General features: G+C 35.6%; 14 protein-coding genes. All 14 read left to right on the top strand.

Annotated features, from left to right (window positions below; genetic code table 11):
• Nucleotides 1-84 precede the first annotated feature (84 nt).
• The 14 genes from ACPWTF_RS02040 to ACPWTF_RS01975 all read left to right on the top strand — a co-directional run bounded on the left by ACPWTF_RS02040 (nt 85) and on the right by ACPWTF_RS01975 (nt 18786).
• Nucleotides 85-1509 (top strand): sialate O-acetylesterase, encoded by a 1425-nt coding sequence (locus ACPWTF_RS02040; RefSeq protein WP_427874186.1) that lies wholly within the window; start codon nt 85-87, stop codon nt 1507-1509.
• 197 nt (nt 1510-1706) lie between these two features.
• The gene (locus ACPWTF_RS02035; RefSeq protein ID WP_427874185.1) at nt 1707-3908 is read left to right on the top strand and encodes a DUF5703 domain-containing protein; all 2202 of its coding nucleotides are present in this window, start codon (nt 1707-1709) and stop codon (nt 3906-3908) included.
• Nucleotides 3905-4141, top strand: a complete 237-nt coding sequence (locus ACPWTF_RS02030; RefSeq protein ID WP_427874184.1) for a hypothetical protein — start codon at nt 3905-3907, stop codon at nt 4139-4141. Before ACPWTF_RS02035 ends, ACPWTF_RS02030 begins: the two co-directional genes overlap by 4 nt.
• 15 nt (nt 4142-4156) lie before the next feature.
• Nucleotides 4157-5188 (top strand): hypothetical protein, encoded by a 1032-nt coding sequence (locus ACPWTF_RS02025; RefSeq protein WP_427874183.1) that lies wholly within the window; start codon nt 4157-4159, stop codon nt 5186-5188.
• Nucleotides 5160-6617 (top strand): hypothetical protein, encoded by a 1458-nt coding sequence (locus ACPWTF_RS02020; protein ID WP_427874182.1) that lies wholly within the window; start codon nt 5160-5162, stop codon nt 6615-6617. The genes ACPWTF_RS02025 and ACPWTF_RS02020 overlap by 29 nt, the downstream gene beginning before the upstream one ends.
• Nucleotides 6618-6851: 234 nt before the next feature.
• Nucleotides 6852-7145: a hypothetical protein gene (locus tag ACPWTF_RS02015; protein WP_427874181.1), complete on the top strand. Its 294-nt coding sequence runs from the start codon at nt 6852-6854 to the stop codon at nt 7143-7145.
• Nucleotides 7146-7173: 28 nt separating this feature from the next.
• Nucleotides 7174-8610 (top strand): glycoside hydrolase family 127 protein, encoded by a 1437-nt coding sequence (locus ACPWTF_RS02010; RefSeq protein ID WP_427874180.1) that lies wholly within the window; start codon nt 7174-7176, stop codon nt 8608-8610.
• On the top strand, nt 8591-8872 hold the full coding sequence (locus ACPWTF_RS02005; RefSeq protein WP_427875723.1) for a hypothetical protein: 282 nt from the start codon (nt 8591-8593) through the stop codon (nt 8870-8872). The genes ACPWTF_RS02010 and ACPWTF_RS02005 overlap by 20 nt, the downstream gene beginning before the upstream one ends.
• A gap of 271 nt (nt 8873-9143) precedes the next feature.
• Nucleotides 9144-10130: a pectinesterase family protein gene (locus ACPWTF_RS02000; protein ID WP_427874179.1), complete on the top strand. Its 987-nt coding sequence runs from the start codon at nt 9144-9146 to the stop codon at nt 10128-10130.
• A 4-nt stretch (nt 10131-10134) separates the two neighbouring features.
• Nucleotides 10135-10917 (top strand): rhamnogalacturonan acetylesterase, encoded by a 783-nt coding sequence (locus tag ACPWTF_RS01995; protein WP_427874178.1) that lies wholly within the window; start codon nt 10135-10137, stop codon nt 10915-10917.
• A 666-nt stretch (nt 10918-11583) separates the two neighbouring features.
• The gene (locus ACPWTF_RS01990) at nt 11584-13821 is read left to right on the top strand and encodes a SusC/RagA family TonB-linked outer membrane protein (protein WP_427874177.1); all 2238 of its coding nucleotides are present in this window, start codon (nt 11584-11586) and stop codon (nt 13819-13821) included.
• Nucleotides 13784-14977 carry a hypothetical protein gene (locus ACPWTF_RS01985; protein WP_427874176.1) on the top strand — a complete coding sequence of 398 codons (1194 nt, stop codon included), beginning with the start codon at nt 13784-13786 and terminating at the stop codon, nt 14975-14977. The genes ACPWTF_RS01990 and ACPWTF_RS01985 overlap by 38 nt, the downstream gene beginning before the upstream one ends.
• 18 nt (nt 14978-14995) lie before the next feature.
• Nucleotides 14996-16972, top strand: coding sequence for a RagB/SusD family nutrient uptake outer membrane protein (locus ACPWTF_RS01980; protein WP_379799338.1), 1977 nt, complete (start codon nt 14996-14998; stop codon nt 16970-16972).
• Between the two features lie 101 nt (nt 16973-17073).
• Complete coding sequence (locus ACPWTF_RS01975) at nt 17074-18786, top strand: polysaccharide lyase (protein WP_427874175.1); 1713 nt, start codon at nt 17074-17076, stop codon at nt 18784-18786.
• Nucleotides 18787-18867: the final 81 nt, after the last annotated feature.

The raw sequence follows: 18867 nt of genomic DNA, 5'->3' as shown, positions 1-18867 counted from the left end.
AATAGAAAAAGCATATTAAAGTTCTAAACCAAAGATTAATAATCTAAATAATCCTTTAATCTGTGGCAGAAAAAAAATAAAAAAATGAAAAAATCAATTATTGCATTATTAACGATTTTAGCGAGTCTTCAAATCAATGGCAAAATTAAACTTCCGGCATTGTTTACAGATAATATGATGTTACAGCAAAAATCAAATGCACCCATTTGGGGCTGGGCAGAAAAGAACGCCAACATTGTAATCAAAACTTCTTGGGATTCTAAAACCTACAAGGTAAAAGCAGATGCTTCAGGTAAATGGAAAACAGAATTAAAAACGGTTTCATTTGGTGGCCCATACACAATTGAAGTTTCAGAAGGAAACGAAAAAGTAACTATCAAAAATGTCTTGTTGGGCGAAGTTTGGCTTTGTTCTGGTCAATCTAATATGGAAATGCCGTTGAAAGGATTCCAAGGTCAGCCTGTTAAAAACGGAAACGAAATCATCGTAAGATCAACTAATAAAAACATTCGATTAATCACCATTCCGCGTGCTACGGTTTTAGAACCTTTGCAGGATTTTGAAGGAAAATGGGAAGAAGCTTCTCCAAAATCGACATCCAATTTTAGTGCAACGGCTTGGTATTTTGGTTCGCTTTTGCAGGAAGTTTTAAATGTTCCTGTGGGATTAATTCATGTATCGTATGGAGGTTCAAGTATGGAAGCTTGGATGAATCAGGAAATGCTGAAAGATTTTGCAAGTGCTAAAATTCCGACCACGAAAGAAGAATTGGCAAAAGATCCTAATCGTGTGCCAACGACTTTATTTAACGGAATGCTTTCGCCTGTAATTGGTTACGGAATTAAAGGCTGTATTTGGTATCAGGGCGAATCGAATTACGAAAGAGCAAATGAATACACGGATTTGATGAAGAAAATGGTCAGCAGTTGGAGAACGTTGTGGAATCAGGGAGAATTCCCATTTTATTTTGCTCAGATCGCACCGTTTAATTATGCTTCATTTCATCCAAAAGATTATCAGGAAAAATACAATTCAGCTTATTTGAGAGAGGCACAGTTTAAGGCTTCAAAAGAAATTCCGAATTCAGCAATGGCCGTTTTAATGGACGTTGGAGAAGAAAATAATATTCATCCAATGGATAAAGAAAAAGGCGGAAACCGATTGGCTTTTCAAGCTTTGGCAAGAACGTACGGAATTGAAGGCTTCGAATTCGAAAGTCCGAAATACAAATCAATGGAAATAAAAGACGGTTCGGTTACGGTTTCTTTTGATGATGTTAATAACGGAATTACGTCTTATGATAAAGAAGTTTTAGGTTTTGAAATTGCAGGAGCAGACAAAGTTTTTTATCCGGCTAAAACTGTGGTAAGAAGAAAATCAGTAGTTCTGACTTCGGATAAAGTAAAAAATCCAGTTGCAGTTCGTTATTTATGGAAAGATTTCGCAAAAGCGGAATTGTTTAGTGCAGGAGGATTGCCGGTTTCTTCGTTTAGGACAGACGAATGGTAATTATGAGTTATGAGTTATGAGTTATGAGTTATGAGTTATGAGTTATGAGTTATGAGTTATGAGTTATGAGTTATGAGTTTGACGTCTAGTTTGTCATCCCGAGAGACGAGGGATCACACGCGTAAATCGACAAAGATTGAAGACATTCTGTGCGGAGTTTCTCGTGTGATTTCTCCTTTCAGTCGAAATGACAAAAAATGAGAATAAATCTGCTTAATCAGCTAAATCTGCGAGAGAAAATTAAAAAACAAATACCTACAAGGTTTTGTCCCGAAGCTTCGGGATTGCAGGAAAACGTAAAAATGAAAAATAATATACTATTACTACTTCTCTTCACCACGCTTTGCATCAAAGCGCAAATCCCTACGCTCGATAATTACAGTCAAATTTGGACAACGCAAAGCAACAATTCATCAGAATCTATGCCTTTAGGTGGTGGTGATATTGGTATGAATGTTTGGGTAGAGAAAGGTGATTTGTATTTTTATTTTTCACGAAGCGGAACTTTCGACGAACATAATACTTTATTGAAATTAGGTCGGGTAAAAGTGACTTTAACACCAAATCCGTTTGAAGGTACAGCGGGTTTTCGTCAGGAGCTAAAACTGAAAGACGGATATGTTTTAGTTGGCCAAAATGATACTAAGATTAAACTTTGGGTGGATGTTTTTAAACCGATTATTCATATTGATTTAGAAAGTAAAAATCCGTTGAAAATGACGGCTTCTTATGAAAGTTGGCGTTATCAAAACCGTTATCCAAAAGGAAAAGAAAACAACGCTAATTCTTATAAATGGGCGCCTCAGGGAGAACTTATTACCTATAAAGATTCTATTTCGTTTGAAAATAACGGAGTTAAATTCTATCATAGAAACAGAGAAAATACGGTTTTTGATGTAGCGGTTAAACAGCAGAAAATGGAATCGGTTAAAGCCCAAATGCTGAACCCGATTGCGAATCTGACTTTCGGCGGATTTATGAAAGGTGATAATTTAAAACCTGATGGAACATATTTAGGGAAATACCAGTCGACAGATTTTAAAGGTTTTAATTTAACTAGCATAAAACCATCCAAAAAGCATTCGTTAGAAATTTATTTAAACACCAACCAATCTGATTTGTCTATTTGGAATAATGAACTAAAAAGTCTGATTTCTGCAAACAAAAACACAGCGAAACAATCTGAAAAAAACACTCAAAAATGGTGGAATAATTTCTGGAACCGCAGTTTTATTTTTACACAAAAAAATCAATCGATTGAGAAAGATTCAGTGTATCAAATCGGACAGAATTATCAATTGTTTCGATATATGCTCGGATGCAATGCGTATGGAAAATATCCAACCAAATTCAACGGCGGACTTTTTACGGTTGATCCCGTTTACACGAATAAGGATTTAGATTTTACACCAGATTTCAGAAATTGGGGAGGAGGAACAATGACGGCTCAAAATCAGCGATTGGTTTATTTTCCGATGGTAAAAAGCGGTGATTTTGATATGATGAAATCGCAGTTGGATTATTATTTGAATCTTCAAAAAAATGCTGAATTGCGTAGTAAAGTCTATTGGAAACATAACGGTGCATCATTCACCGAACAATTAGAAAATTTCGGCTTGCCAAATCCAGCAGAATACGAGTGGAAACGTCCCGCAGATTACGATCCGGGAATGGAATACAATGCGTGGCTGGAATACGAATGGGATACCGTTTTGGAATTCTGTCAAATGATGTTGCAGCAGAAAGAATATGCTGGAGAAGACATTCAAAAATACAATCAATTTATTATAAGCTGTCTTCGTTTTTTCGATGAACATTATCAATACTTAGCAAAACAGCGAGGAAGAAAAGCTTTAGATGGAAACGGAAAATTAATTCTTTTTCCAGGTTCGGGAGCGGAAACTTATAAAATGGCAAATAATGCCAACAGTACAATTTCGGCTTTGCAAGTTATTACAGAAAACCTTTTAAACTTTTCAGGAAATCAGTTGTCAAAAGAAGACGTTGAATATTTAAAAGCATTTCAAACGAGAATTCCGCCTTTAAACTTTGGGCAGATTGAAAATCATAAAGTTTTGCTTCCTGCCAAAACATGGGAAAGAATTAATAATTCTGAAGTTCCGCAATTGTATCCCGTTTATCCGTGGGGAATTTACGGCGTTGGAAAACCGGATTTAGAGTCGGCTTTAAATACGTGGAAATACGATCCTGATGCTTTAAAATTTAGAAGTTATATTGGATGGAAACAGGATAATATTTTCTCTGCTCGTTTGGGCTTAACCGAAGAAGCAGCAAAATATAATACACTAAAAATGGCGAATTCAGAAAGACGTTTTCCAGCTTTTTGGGTCTGGGATTTGACTGGGTTCCAGATCATAATTGGGGCGGATCGGGAATGATTGGGATGCAGGAAATGCTTTTGCAGGAAGCAGACGGGAAGATTTACCTTTTTCCAGCTTGGCCAAAAGAATGGAACGTTTATTTTAAATTACATGCCAAACAAAATACTACAATTGAAGCCGAACTCATGAATGGAGAATTGAAGGTTTTAAAAGTAATTCCAGAAGAAAGAAAAAAAGACATTATAAATCTGTTAGGAAAATCTGAAGCAGAGAAAACGAAATTAAACTAACTATTGCCAACTATAATGATAAAGAAATTAATAAGTGCTGCGGTTTTGTCCATGCTTTTGACCACAAATGGACAAGCACAATCAGTTGCAAATACTGATAAACAAGTTGTAAAAGTGGACTTTGACTTTTTTCAAAGAAGACTAGAAGAAGTTCATGACCCAAGTTATGATTCGTGGGTAATTAATGAAGGAAAAGAAGCCGAAAAATCATTTAATAATGTATCATTTAAGTTAAAAGGAAACTTTACTTCAAAATGGTACAAAGTCGGAATGAGTGCTCCACATTACAATAGATTAGGAAGTGATGGATTGGTTACGGCTGAAAATTTAGAATTGAAAATCAGCGGATTGAAAGCTGGCAAACATACACTTTTGACTTTTCATAATGCTTTTGATGTGATTACAGGGAAAACTTTTTCTCCGATCAAAATCTATGTTAACGGAAAACTTCAGGAAACGGTAAATGCGAGTCAGAGAGCCAATGCTAAAATTGATGCTTCAATGGCGTATATTACTTTTAATGCTGAGAAAGGCAAGGATGTAGTTGTTCGTTTTGAAATTGATCCGACTTCTAATCCAGATGTTGTTAAGCAAATTGTGATTAATGGTTTCGAAATTGATACGCCAAACTTGATGAATCAGGCGCGTACTCCTGAACCAAAAAATAGGGACGAACATGTGGAAGTAACTAAAAATGTGATTTTGAAATGGGACGCTCCAAAAAGTGTTGTATCTCATAAGTTGTTTTTTGGTGAAGATAAAAATGCCGTAGAAAACGCAACCGAATCTTCAAAAGAATTTAAAGGAAAACTAACTGAGAAATCGTATTCAGTTTCTGATTTATATTCGGGAACAACGTATTACTGGAGAGTAGATGAAGTGGATAATAAGGGTGAAGTTACATTGGGAAATGTATGGTCGTTTAAACCTGCTCAATTGGCGTTTCCAGGTGCAGAAGGTTACGGACGTTACGCAGTTGGAGGTCGTGGCGGTAAAGTAATTGAAGTAACGAACTTAAATGACGACGGAACCGGGAAGTTTACGTGATGCCATCAATCAGGAAATTGGACCAAGAACGATTGTTTTTACTATTTCAGGAAATATAAAACTGGAATCTAGATTAGTGGCAAATCAGCCGTATATCACTATTGCGGGACAAACTGCTCCGGGTGAAGGAATTACCATTAGCAGAGCTCCAATAGGCTTGACTGGAAATGATGGTGTCATGAGATTTCTAAAAGTTCGAATTGGAGGCGGTAGAACGTTTGACGGAATGGGATTAACGGGTGCAGATTATAGTATTATCGATCACTGCTCTATAAGCTGGACAATTGATGAATCGTTTAGTTCACGAGGAGCGCATCACATTACATTACAGCGAACTTTAATTTCGGAAGCGTTAAATGTTGCGGGACATGGTAAATACGAAGCTGGAAAAATGCATGGCTATGCAGCGACAATTGGAGGTGATATCGGAAGTTTTCATCATAACTTATTGGCACATAATTACGGACGTAACTGGAGTATTGGCGGTGGTTTAAGCGGTGACGGATTCTACACTGGAAGATTGGATATTACAAATAATGTGGTGTACAATTGGGGGAAAAGAGCAACAGACGGCGGTGCAAACGAAGTGAATTTTGTAAATAATTACTATAAACCAGGAGCTTCAACAGCAATTTTTGTGGCGCTGAATGCACAGCATGAAGGCGTTGGAAAAGGTATGCAGCGTTATTATTTTGACGGAAATGTTATGCCTGGTTATTTTGATGAAAAATCTCAGGATAAAGGAAGAAAATTTACTACCACAAATAAAGAGAAAGTGGAGTATGAAACTTTTGTTGACAAACCATTTTTTCCTTCTTACGTAGAAACGCAATCAGCGAAAGCGGCTTATAAAAATGTGCTTTCTGATGTTGGAGCCAATCAGCCATTTTTTGACAAACACGATAATAGAATTATTGATGAAACTTTAAAAGGAACTTTCACCTACAAAGGCAGTAAAAGCGGTTTAGGCGGAATGATTGATAACGAACGAGATGCAGGTGGATGGCCAAACTTTGTATCAGAAACTCGTCCAGCAGACTGGGATACAGATCATGACGGTTTGCCAAACTGGTGGGAAAAAGCTTTTGGGTTAAACGAAAATTCACCAGCTGGAGATTTCTCAGATGCAAATCAAGATACTGATAAAGATGGATTTACACAGTTGGATAATTATTTAGACTGGTTGGCTCAGCCTCATTATTTTGTAAATTCTGGGGAGAAAAAGACTTTAAGTGCTGTAGATTATTTCAAAGGTTATGAAAAGAAACCAGTGTATACTTTCTCAGAGCTTAAAAATGGAAAAGTAGTTTTAAAAGGAAAAGAAATTCAGTTTACAACTGTTGAAAAAGGATTTGCTTCTTTCGTCCTAACCGTAAAAGATGCAGACGGAGATTCAATGAGTAGAACTATTAATTTCTTTGTTAGGTAAAAAGATTTCACGCAGATTCAGCTGATTTAGGCAAATCTGTGCAGATTTTAATTTTAAAGAATAGAAATCAATAAATATCTGCTAAAATCTGCAAGATCTGCGTGAAAAAAAACTCAGAAGAGGAAGATTATAATAGATAAAGAAAAAAAATAAATCAGCGCAATCTGCTAAATCTGCGTGAAAAATTAAGCTCTCGCAGATTTAGCAGATCGGGCAGATAAAATTAATGTCAAAATGAAAAAGAACATCATCATATCATCTTTATTTCTTTCAACCGTAATCTTTGCGCAGAACAAAGGTTTGGTTGCAAATTCAGAAAGTCCTTATTCTAAACTGCAAAGCGTAGGTTTGCAAGATGTAAAATGGACAAACGGTTTCTGGAAAGAACAATTTGATGTAGAAACCAAAAACACATTGCCTTATATGTGGGATTTGTATCATAACGATGAAGTTTCGCATGCTTATAAAAACTTCGAAATCGCAGCAGGTTTAAGCAAAGGAACTTTCAAAGCGACCTTCGTTTCATGATGGCGATTTCTACAAGATTTTTGAAGGAATGGCTGCGACTTATGCCGTAACAAAAGATAAAAAACTAGATGCAGAAATGGATAAAGCCATTGTGCTTTTCGCGAAAGTACAGCGCAAAGACGGTTATATCCATACACCCGTTTTAATCGACGAACGCTGGGGAACTTTAGGCCCAGAAGAAGTAAAAAAACAATTGGGTTTTGAGAAATACAATATGGGACATTTAATGACTGCAGCTTGCATACATTATCGTGCCACAGGAAAAACAAACTTCCTGAATATTGCAAAAGGTGTTGCCGATTTCTTATATGATTTCTACAAAAAAGCTTCACCAGAATTGGCTCGAAATGCCATTTGTCCTTCTCATTATATGGGAATTGTCGAAATGTACAGAACGACTAAAAATCCGAAATATCTGGAACTTGCCAATAATTTAATTGACATTAGAGGAACTACAAATGACGGAACCGATGACAATCAGGACAGAGTTCCGTTTAGACAACAGACAACTGCAATGGGGCACGCTGTAAGAGCCAATTACCTTTACGCTGGAGTTGCCGATTTGTATGCAGAAACAGGAGAAAAGAAATTATTGGATAATTTAGAATCAATTTGGGATGACGTGACGTATCGCAAAATGTACATTACTGGGGGTTGCGGGTCTTTATATGACGGTGTTTCGCCAGACGGAACTTCTTATGATCCAACTGTAGTGCAGAAAATCCATCAGGCTTACGGAAGACCTTTTCAATTGCCAAATGCAACGGCTCATACCGAAACCTGCGCTAATATTGGAAATGTTTTATGGAATTGGAGAATGCTTCAAATTACTGGAGATGCCAAATATGCTGATATTGTAGAATTGGCATTGTATAATAGTGTGCTTTCGGGAATGGATTTAGAAGGAGAAAAATTCCTGTATAATAATCCGCTGAATGTTTCTAATGATTTACCATTTCATCAGCGTTGGGGAAATGAACGCGAAGGTTATATTGCTTTATCTAACTGTTGCGCACCAAACGTAACGAGAACAATTGCTGAAGTTGGAAATTATGCGTACAATATTTCTAAAGAAGGTTTGTATGTAAATTTATACGGAAGTAATCAATTGAAAACAAAATCTTTAAATGGAGAAGAAATCGAAATCGAACAGCAAACCAATTATCCGTGGGACGGAAAAATAACGTTGAAAATTATAAAAGCTCCAAAAGATTTACAGACTTTATTTTTAAGAATTCCAGGTTGGAGTCAGAATGCGGAAGTTTCGGTAAATAATGCAAAGATTACTGATAAAATCGTTTCTGGAACTTATCTGAAATTAAACCAAAAATGGAAAAAAGGAGATGTAATTGAATTGAATCTCCCGATGCCAGTTGAATTAATGGAAGCTAATCCGTTGGTGGAAGAAGTTAAAAATCAGGTTGCTGTGAAAAGACGAACCTTTGGTGTATTGTTTAGAATCTGATCAGCTTCCTGCTAAAATTAGTGTAAATGATGTGGCTTTGAATTTGAAATCAAATTTTGCGACCAACAATTTTACATTGAATAATAGAAATTTAGTAAGCATTGATGCCGAAGCTGTTATAAATTCGAATAATTCTTGGAATAAAACGTTGTACAAACCGCTTTCTTCTAAAGATGCAACAGTAGTTCCAGTAAAATTAATTCCTTATTTTGCATGGGGAAATAAAGGAAAAGGGGAAATGACGGTTTGGATGTCGCATTAATTTTTGGACGCGGATGATACAGATTGCCCTTGGTAAAACGCGGATTTAAACGGATTTCTAATTTTATTGAAATACAATCATCTTTGTCAAAGTTCAAAACTTTGACAAAGATTTTTTGCAGTAACCATAAAGTTTGTCATTTCGACGAAGGAGAAATCTTCGCGAGAAGCTCGACAAAGATTGGTGATTCACTTTGCGGAGTTACTTGCGAAGATTTCTCCTTCGTCGAAATGACAAAAAGTCTCTAACCAAAATATAATAAAATAAAAATATGAAATACATTCTAGCCTTATTTTTAATAGCAACCCTTTCAATATCAGCCCAAACGCTCGATAATAAATTAGCATTAACCGTTGCACAAGATGGTTCTGGAGATTTTAAAACTATTCAAGAAGCGGTGAATAATGTAAAAGATAATTCGGAGAAACGTGTTGTAATTACTATAAAGCCAGGAAAGTATGTTGAGAAATTGGAAATTCCTGTTTCTAAAACGTTCATCACTTTAAAGGGGACGGATAGAAATAAGACGATTATTTCGTTTGATGATTATTCTGGGAAACCGCTTCGGGAACTAAATCCATCAGGTAAAAAAGAATTCGGAACAGGAACTTCGTATTCTTTCATGATCAAAGGAAATGATTGTACGCTTGAAAATCTAACTGTCGAAAATACGGCAGGAAGAGTAGGACAGGCGGTGGCGCTTCACATTAAAGGGGATAGAATTATTGTAAGGAATTGTAATCTTTTAGCCAATCAGGATACGCTTTATTTGTCGGAAGGAAACACTCGAACTTATTTTGAAAACTGTTTTATCAATGGTACAACCGATTTTATTTTCGGCGCTGCCACGGCTTATTTTTATAAATGTACGATTGAAAGTTTAGTCAATTCCTATATTACAGCGGCTTCAACTCCGCAGGGACAAGCCTATGGTTTTGTTTTTGTTGATTGTAAGCTTACCGCAAAAGACAAATCGGTAGATAAAGTATTTCTGGGAAGACCTTGGAGACCTTATGCCCAAACCGTTTTCATTAATACAGATTTAGGTTCGCACATTATTCCAGAAGGTTGGAATGCTTGGATTGATACTCGTTTTCCAGATAAAGATAAAACTGCTTATTATGCAGAATTTGGAAGTAAAGGTTCGAGTGCCAAAGAGTTGTCTCAACGTGTTTCTTGGTCGCATCAGTTAAAAAAAGAGGATGTACAGAAATATAATCTAAATCTAGTTTTTAACGGATGGAATCCAAAAAAATAAACTCATGAAGAAATTTAGATTTTTTACAATAACATTATGTTCAGTTTTGATACTGAGCGCTTTTAGTTTTAAGTCGAAGGTAACAACCATTTATTTAATTGGAGATTCTACCGTTGCCGATTATTCGTTAGAAGAAAATTATCAAACTAAAAAGTTTCCGCAGGTTGGTTGGGGACAGGTTTTTCAGCCTTTTTTTCAAAAAGACAGTTTAAAATTGGTTTCTAATGTTTTAGGCTCTGCCAAAGAAGTAAAAGTAGATGACCGTGCAAAAGGGGGTAGAAGCACGAGGACTTTTTTTCAGGAAGGGCGCTGGGCTTCGGTTTACCAATCACTTCAAAAAGGAGATGTTGTCATGATGCAGTTTGGTCATAATGATGCTTCTGTAGAGAAAACAGAACGTTATGTAAATATTGAAGGTTACAAAGAGTTTCTCCGACTTTTTATTAATCAGACCAAAGAAAAAGGTGCAACACCCATTGTGCTTACTCCAGTTGCTAGAAATTACCCTTGGAAAGATGGAAAACTTTCAAATGTTCATGGGGACTATCCGCAAGCGGCTATTGAGGTTGCAAAGGAATTGAAGGTGAAATATATTGATCTGAATGAACTTTCGATGAATTTCTTCTCTTCAAAAGGCCAAGAATATGTTACTACGAATTACTTTATGAATTTTGAAGCGGGTAAGTTTCCTGCTTTTCCAGATGGACAAAAAGACAATACACATTTTCAAACACAGGGCGGAATTGAAGTTGCCCGATTGGTTTTTAATGCAATGAAGAAATTATAAGTTTATAAAAATAAGGTAAGCCCGCTAATGATAGGATTTAGCGGGCTTTTTTTGCTTTCCATTCATCACAAAAATCAAAAAAAAAAGCTATTTGCAATTTGTTGGTCAGAATTTACGTTTAAAAATATTTTTTTTTAGTAAAAAAATTAAGGATTTTTTTTGAGTACCCTGTATCTATCCTGTATTTGTTTTTGTAAGCTTTTTAATCTAAAAAAAATATACTTATAGTATTTATCTCTATCGTTTTCGTAAAAATTAGTATTTTCTAAGCTATTATCTATCAGCAGTGATAGTAATTAGTTTTGCAGAATATATACTATATGTTTATTTTTGATAACAATCTTATTGTTTTTTAGTCAAAATGAGTTTTTAAATTTTGTTATAAGCAAATATTTGTCTTAAATATTTGGGTTCGTCTATTTTTTCCATTCGTTTTTTATTAATATTGTTTTTTTTGAGTGTTTTTTTTTGAAATAACATGATTAAAACAGGATAGAGCAGGACGGTTCTAATGTGTCATCGTCATATTTTTGGAATATTAAAATAAATGTGTTTTAAACATTTAATAAAATTAATTTAATATCCCATTAAGAAAATTTTGTTAATAGAAGAGGCGCATTAAACATGACTAACTAACAATTAATAACCTAACCAAAAAAAACATTTATGAAACAAGCACTTATAAAAAGATGTAGTTTTCTTTTGTTTGCACTGATGAGTGTATTGAGTTATGCTCAAAATCAAGTTACAGTAACGGGAACCGTTACAGACAATTTAGGTGGACTATTACCTGGAGTTAACGTAACTGAAAAATCTACCAAAAATTCAGTGACAACAGATTACAATGGAAAGTATCAAATTAAAGTTAAAAGCGGAGGGACATTAGTATTTTCTTTCATCGGAATGAAGAAAATAGAAATTCCTCTTAATAATCGTTCTATTGTTAATGCAAAAATGGAAGACGATTTTAATCAATTAGAAAATATTGTTGTAGTTGGTTACGGTAGTCAGAAGAAAAAAGAACTTACGGGAGCGATTGCTACTATTAAGGCAGATGACTTAATGGATTTACCTGTAACCAATTTATCTGATGCATTAAAAGGATTAGTTCCTGGTGTTACTGTTACTAGTGGTACTGGTCGTCCTGGGGATGCAGGATCTGTTCAAATCCGTCAAACTTTTAGTTTATCTAAAGATGGAGGTTTTAGTACACCTTTAATCATCATTGATGATATGATTCAGGTTGATCCAAGTAATGGTAAGCCTACATTGGAGCAATTCAATAGATTAGATCCTTCTGAGATTGAAAGTATTACGGTATTAAAAGATGGTTCTGCTGCAATTTACGGTTCGCGTGCTTCACAAGGAGCAATTGTTGTAAAAACAAAACGTGGTAAAGCTGGTAAAGCAAAGTTTTCATACAATAGTCAATTTGCAATAAATGATGCAGTGAGCCACAGTAAAGTATTGGATGCTTACGAATTTGGAGTTTTTAGCAACAGATTTTTTAAATCTAGAGTAGCTGCACCGGCTGTTATTGATCCGGCTACTATATATTCGGATGCAGAATTGGAGCAAATGAAAGGTTTAAATTATAACTGGTTAAAAGAAGCTTGGAAACCAGCTATTCAGCAAAAACACTCTTTTAATGTGAGTGGAGGTACTGAAGATATTACCTATTTTGCAGGTGCAACTTATTTGACACAAGATGCAAACTTAGGAAATCAAAAATATGATAAATGGAACTTCCGTACAGGTATTAATGCGAAAATTGCTAAGAATTTAGATTTTTCTGCTTCTGTTTCTGGAAACGTTGGAACAGTTGATAAATCATTCACTAAAGCATCATCAAATATTAGTGATGGTAGTTATGCCTCTGCTGCTGGTGGAGAACAGGCAGATTACGGATTCTTGTTACACATGCCACAACACGTGCCTTGGGAAACAAATGTAGATGGTAAAAATTATTATGTTTCTCCATTTCCAAATTCAAACAAAAACTTCGGAAGCGCAAATGCAAACAATAATATTGCAGGATGGAACTATTTTGCCAATTTAAATAATGGTTCACATCAAGTTACAGATGATAATACATTCAATGTAAATGCTTCCTTAAACTATAAATTGGCTGCAGTTAAAGGATTATCTTTCAAAGTTACGTATTCAAGAAATCAAAGTTCAGCTTACACAGAGCAAATTCAATTGCCTTATGATTTAGTTAGAATTAGAGATTATCAACTTCAAGACAAACACTTAGCAAGTGCTGCTAATCCTAGTTTTTATAATGCAACAACAAATCCAACAGGTAGTTATATTTTAGAGACGAATGTAAGAAACTCGAGAGTGTATTATAACAATACAGACGGTAAAAGTACTCAAGGAGATTTCATGATCAACTATGACAGAACTTTTGGAGATCATCAAATTGGAGCCATGGTAGGGGGTGAAGCTTCTGAAGTATACAATACATTTACACGTTTGGCTTATGAGCAAACAGGTAAAGATTATTTAGGAGATTATCGTACAGCTGGTACATTAAGCCTTTCTAATAGCCAGGCTACAAAAGTTGAAGGAGGAACATTGTCTTATTTTGGACGTTTAAATTATAGCTTTAAACAAAAATATTTATTCCAGTTTATTTTACGTAGTGATGCTTCGACAAAATTTGCACCAGAGAATTATTGGGGAACTTTCCCATCTGTTCAAGTGGGTTGGGTAATGTCTAAAGAAAATTGGTTTGAAAAAGGATTGCCTTGGGTAGACTTCTTTAAAATTCGTTACTCTATTGGTAAAACAGGAAAAGATAATATTCAGCCTTGGAGATGGGAGCAATATTATGATCTTATCGTAGACAAAGGTTTTCAGTTTGGAACCTGGTACAGCAACGAGCGGTGGTGGATTTAATGGAAATGGTTTGACTCCTAGAGTAAATCCAAATAGAAATGTAACATGGGACACTACTATAAAAAACAACGTTGGAGTTGATATTAATTTGTTGAAAAACAGATTAAACTTTACTTATGATTTTTATTACGATAAAAATACAGATATGTTAACAGATATGAGCAGTGCTGTAGGTGTGCCAATTTCTGTAGGAGGAGCTTATGCTGAACAAAACTATGGTCAAATTGACGCATGGGGACATGAATTTTCTATTAACTGGAGTGATAAGATAAAAAGTAACATGAGTTACAATATTGGAATCAACTTTAGCTACAATAATAATGAAATCAAAAAATATCCAGATCAAGGAAATCTTGTTCCGTCAAGTAATACGACACGTGTAGGATATTCATCATTTAATCCAGTATGGGGATTTGCAGTTTGGAAAGGAACTTCAACAGGAGATGGTATTTTACGTACAGATGAAGATATTGCAAATTACTGGGCTTATTTAACAGAACGTGCTACAGCAGTTGGAGGAGTGCCAAGATATTTTGATATCAACTCTGTTTCTGGAATGAGAAAAGGATCTTTAGCTTATCAAGATGTTGCTGGACAACTTAATCCAGATGGAACATTAGCACCAGCAGACGGACAAATCATGAAAGAGAATGATTATGTGAAATTGGCCAATAGCAGTAGAACTTACGGTTTTACAACCAATTTAGGTTTTAAATATGAAGGATTCTCTTTGAGAACTCAAATCGCAACTTCTTGGGGAGGAGCTAATTTTGTAGACTTAGTAAATCAAGGTACATCATCTGCAAACAATATGTGGTCTCGTGAAAGTTTCTGGAGAGATATGTATGATGCTGAGGATAATCCAAATGGTAAATATCCAAACGTAGCACAATGGACCTATATGTCTAGCCCATCAGATTTCTGGCAGTTAAACACTTTCCGTTGTTTTGTTAGAAACTTAAGTCTTAACTATGACATCCCTAAGAAAGTTTTTGCAGATACAAAAATTGCTGCTATAACGCTGGGAGTAACAGGTAATAATCTTTGGGATTTATACAATCCTTATCCAGATCATTATAGAAATATGTATGATAATTCTTCTGTAAATTATCCTACACTTAGAACTTGGTCGCTTAATTTTAACGTATCATTCTAATCAAAATTAAAAGAAACTATGAAAACACCATTTAAATATATAACACTATCACTATTGCTTGCTGTAGGTGCTGCTTCTTGTAGTGATGATTTTCTAAAGGATAAGAAAGGTTATGGCTTTTACGATGATACATTCTACCAAACCCAAGAACGTGCACAAGCCTATGTAGACAATCAATATTATGATTTTTATAATGCTTATAAGTCGCCAACTGCTACAATTATTGGTTCTTATACAGATGCAAATTCAAGATTAACAGAAGAGTTAGGTGGAACACAAGATTTTATCAATCCGAACAAAACACTTATAAACTCAGCTGATGCAAGTGGTTATTATGGAGCTAAATTGGCAACTAGTATCAATAACCATCCATACAACAGAATTAGAGAGTGTAATGCCTTTTTAGAAGACATTGATGTAAAAGGTTCTAATTTGGATAAAACATTCCGTGACCAAGCAAAAGGACAGATGTATTACATGCGCGCTATGCAGTACTTTGATCTAATGCGTGTTTATGGAGGAGTTCCTATTGTAACAACTGTTCAAGATGCATCGGCTACTGATGCTTCAATTCAGTTGCCTAGAGCAAAAGTTTCTGAGGTTGTGGCACAAATCGTTAGCGATTTAGATATGGCCGCAAGTTTATTACCTAGTAACTGGGGCGCTGCAGCTTACGGACGTTTTACTAAAGGAGCTGCGATGGCTCAGAAATCTAGAGTACTTTTAACATTTGCAAGCCCTTTATTTAATAAAAATTGGGACGGTTCAAACGAACGTTGGGAAGCGGCTTTGAAAGCAGGATTGGAAGCAGAAGCTCAATTGACTGCTGACGGTTATGGATTATATGGAAGCACTGCAAAACAATGGGAACAAATGTTCTTGATTGATAACGCTTTCTGTTCAGAAGCAATCACAGTACAACTTTGCGGATTTGGTGTTACTTCTCAAGCAATTAATAACTCTTGGGAAAAAGGAATCCGTTTATTGAGTTTAGGTGGAACAGGTGGAGGAGTTGCTGCTCCAAAAGAAATGATTGATTTATTCCCGATGGCAAACGGCAGTAGACCAACTGCTGCAAACGGTTACAATGATTTTACTTTCTTCGTGAATAGAGATCCTAGATTTTACAGAACTTTTGCCTTCTCTGGTTCTAAATGGGGAAGCAAAGAAACTCCAAATAGTGTTCTTTGGGCTTACCGCTGGTTAGATGGTTCAAATAAAGCAGGGTTTTCAGATGGGAATACTGCAATATCAAGTCCAGCATTCGTAAGAAAAATGACGAATACTGCGGCTAGTAAAGAAACAAACTTCCAGTATTCTGGTACAGATATTTTTGAATACCGTTATGCTGAATTATTATTAAACATTGCAGAATGTTATGCTGCTTTAGGTCAAACTAGTAACACTATAGCTTATTTAGGAAGAATTAGAAATCGTGTTGGTATTCCTTCAGCAAACAATTACGGAATTGGAACCCTTTCTGATAAGTATCAAGCAATTGAAGCAGTTTTATATGAGCGTAGAGTAGAGTTGGCTTACGAAGGAAAACGTTTTTGGGATGTTCAAAGATGGATGTTATATGATAACGAAGTATTGCCTGGAGTTACAGGAGGTACTGTAAGTAAATTAGGTTTAACACCAATTAACGGAACAAAACGTACTGGTAACTTTTTACAATATAGAGTTTCAACATCTTCAGCAACTACAGATCCTTTGGCTAGTGCTCGTGCAAATGTAGTAGCAGATCCAGATGCGGCAAATTTCCAAGCTCAATTAGCAACATTGGCAACATTTTATAATACAAACTTTATCCGTACAGCATTAGTTACGCCTATGGATAACTTTAATGGAGCGCCGGTTAATATCAAATTCAATCCTAACTATTATATTAATGGTTTAAATACAACGGCTTTAACTGCAAATCCGTGGCTATTACAAACCATTGGTTGGAATGATAACTTTGGTGGACTAGGCACTTTCAATTATCAAGAATAGATTTTTATTAAAAAACAGAAATATTACAAAGCTTTTCACCTGTATTCGTCAAAAGATACAGGTGATTTGTTTAAAAAGAATTACCACAACTACAAATTAACATGAAAAATTCCGCATTATTTATCGCATCATCTCTGCTTTTTTTAGGAAGTGCAAAATGTTTTGCACAATATCCGAAGATAAGTCCAGAAGTTCAGGCTCAAGAAAAAGCAATTAAAGAAGAAGCTCAAAGACTTTCTGATGAAGCTTGGACAAAAGCTTTAGTTGTTATTGAAGAAGAAGCAAAACAAGGAAAACCATATATTCCGTGGGCAGCAAGACCAACCGATTTACCTCAGGCAGAAATTCCTGCTTTTCCAGGTGCTGAAGGTGGCGGAATGTACACATTTGGAGGACGTGGCGGAAAAGTGTATACGGTAACAAGTCTTGAAGACCGCGAGCCAGGAACTTTACGTGAAGCTTGTGAACAAGGAGGAGCGAGAATAGTGGTATTTAACGTTGCTGGAATTATCAGATTAAAAAGTCCGTTGATTATTCGTGCACCTTACATTACAATTGCGGGACAAACAGCTCCTGGCGATGGTGTTTGTATTGCTGGAGAATCAACTTGGATTGATACGCATGATGTAATTATCAGACACGTACGTTTCCGTCGTGGAGAAACTTTTGTAGGCCGTCGTGATGATGCAATCGGAGGAAATCCTGTTGGAAACATCATGATCGATCACGTTTCTGCAACTTGGGGATTAGACGAAAATATGTCAATCTACAGACATATGTACAATCCAGGGCCAGGTTACCCAGACATTAAAGTGGGAACTGTAAATATTACCATCCAAAACAGTTTATTCGGAGAAGCTCTTGATACTTACAATCACGCTTTCGGAAGTACTTTAGGTGGAGAAAACTGTTCTTTCATGAGAAATATGTGGGCTAATAATGCAGGAAGAAATCCTTCTATTGGTTGGAACGGAATTTTCAATTTTGTAAATAACGTAGTTTTCAACTGGTACAACAGATCTACAGATGGAGGCGATTATACTGCTAATTACAACATCATCAACAACTTCTACAAACCAGGACCAGTTACCGATTTGACACAGCCAATCAGCTATAGAATTTTAAAACCAGAATCTGGAAGAAGTAAATTGCCTTATGTGGTTTTCGGAAGAGCTTACGTAAACGGAAATATTATTGACGGAAACGAAAAAGTGACTAAAGACAACTGGGATGGAGGTATTCAGCTAGAGAATAAAAAAGGAGAATTAATGACTTACGATGAAGCAAAAGAATACTTTGCTAAAATGAAAGCAGCTAAACCTTTTCCAATGCCATGGTTCCGTCCATTCATGAAAGCAGACGAAGCATACGAATTTGTTCTTAAAAATGTTGGAGCAACGCTGCCAATTAGAGATAAAGTAGACGAAAGAATCGTAAGAACTGTAAAAACTGGAGTTCCAGAATATGCAAAAGGACTAGAGAAAAAGACTTTCTACCAATTCGAACACAGACGTTTACCGATGGATTCGTATAAAAAAGGCATTATCACTGATATTTCTCAAGTTGGAGGATATCCAGAATACAAAGGAAAACCTTATGTAGACACTGACAAAGACGGAATTCCAGATGCATGGGAGAAAAAATACGGTTTAAATCCGAACGATCCATCTGATGCGCAAGGAGACTTAAATGGAGATGGATATACCAATATCGAAGATTACATCAACGGTGTAAATCCTGCGATAAAAGTAGACTGGAAAGATTTGGCTAATAATAAAGAAACATTAGTTAGACCTTTATTAGATTTAAAATAGGAACAATTTTTGAAAACATTCCTGTTTTTAAAAAGCAGGAATGTTTTTAAAAAAGAGCCTGAAAGGCTCAAAGCACTAAAA

Source organism: Flavobacterium sp. MMS24-S5 (assembly GCF_050320125.1).
Classification (GTDB): domain Bacteria; phylum Bacteroidota; class Bacteroidia; order Flavobacteriales; family Flavobacteriaceae; genus Flavobacterium; species Flavobacterium tyrosinilyticum.
The sequence above is the reverse complement of the archived record's forward strand: the minus strand, read 5'-3'. Positions and strand labels throughout refer to the sequence as shown.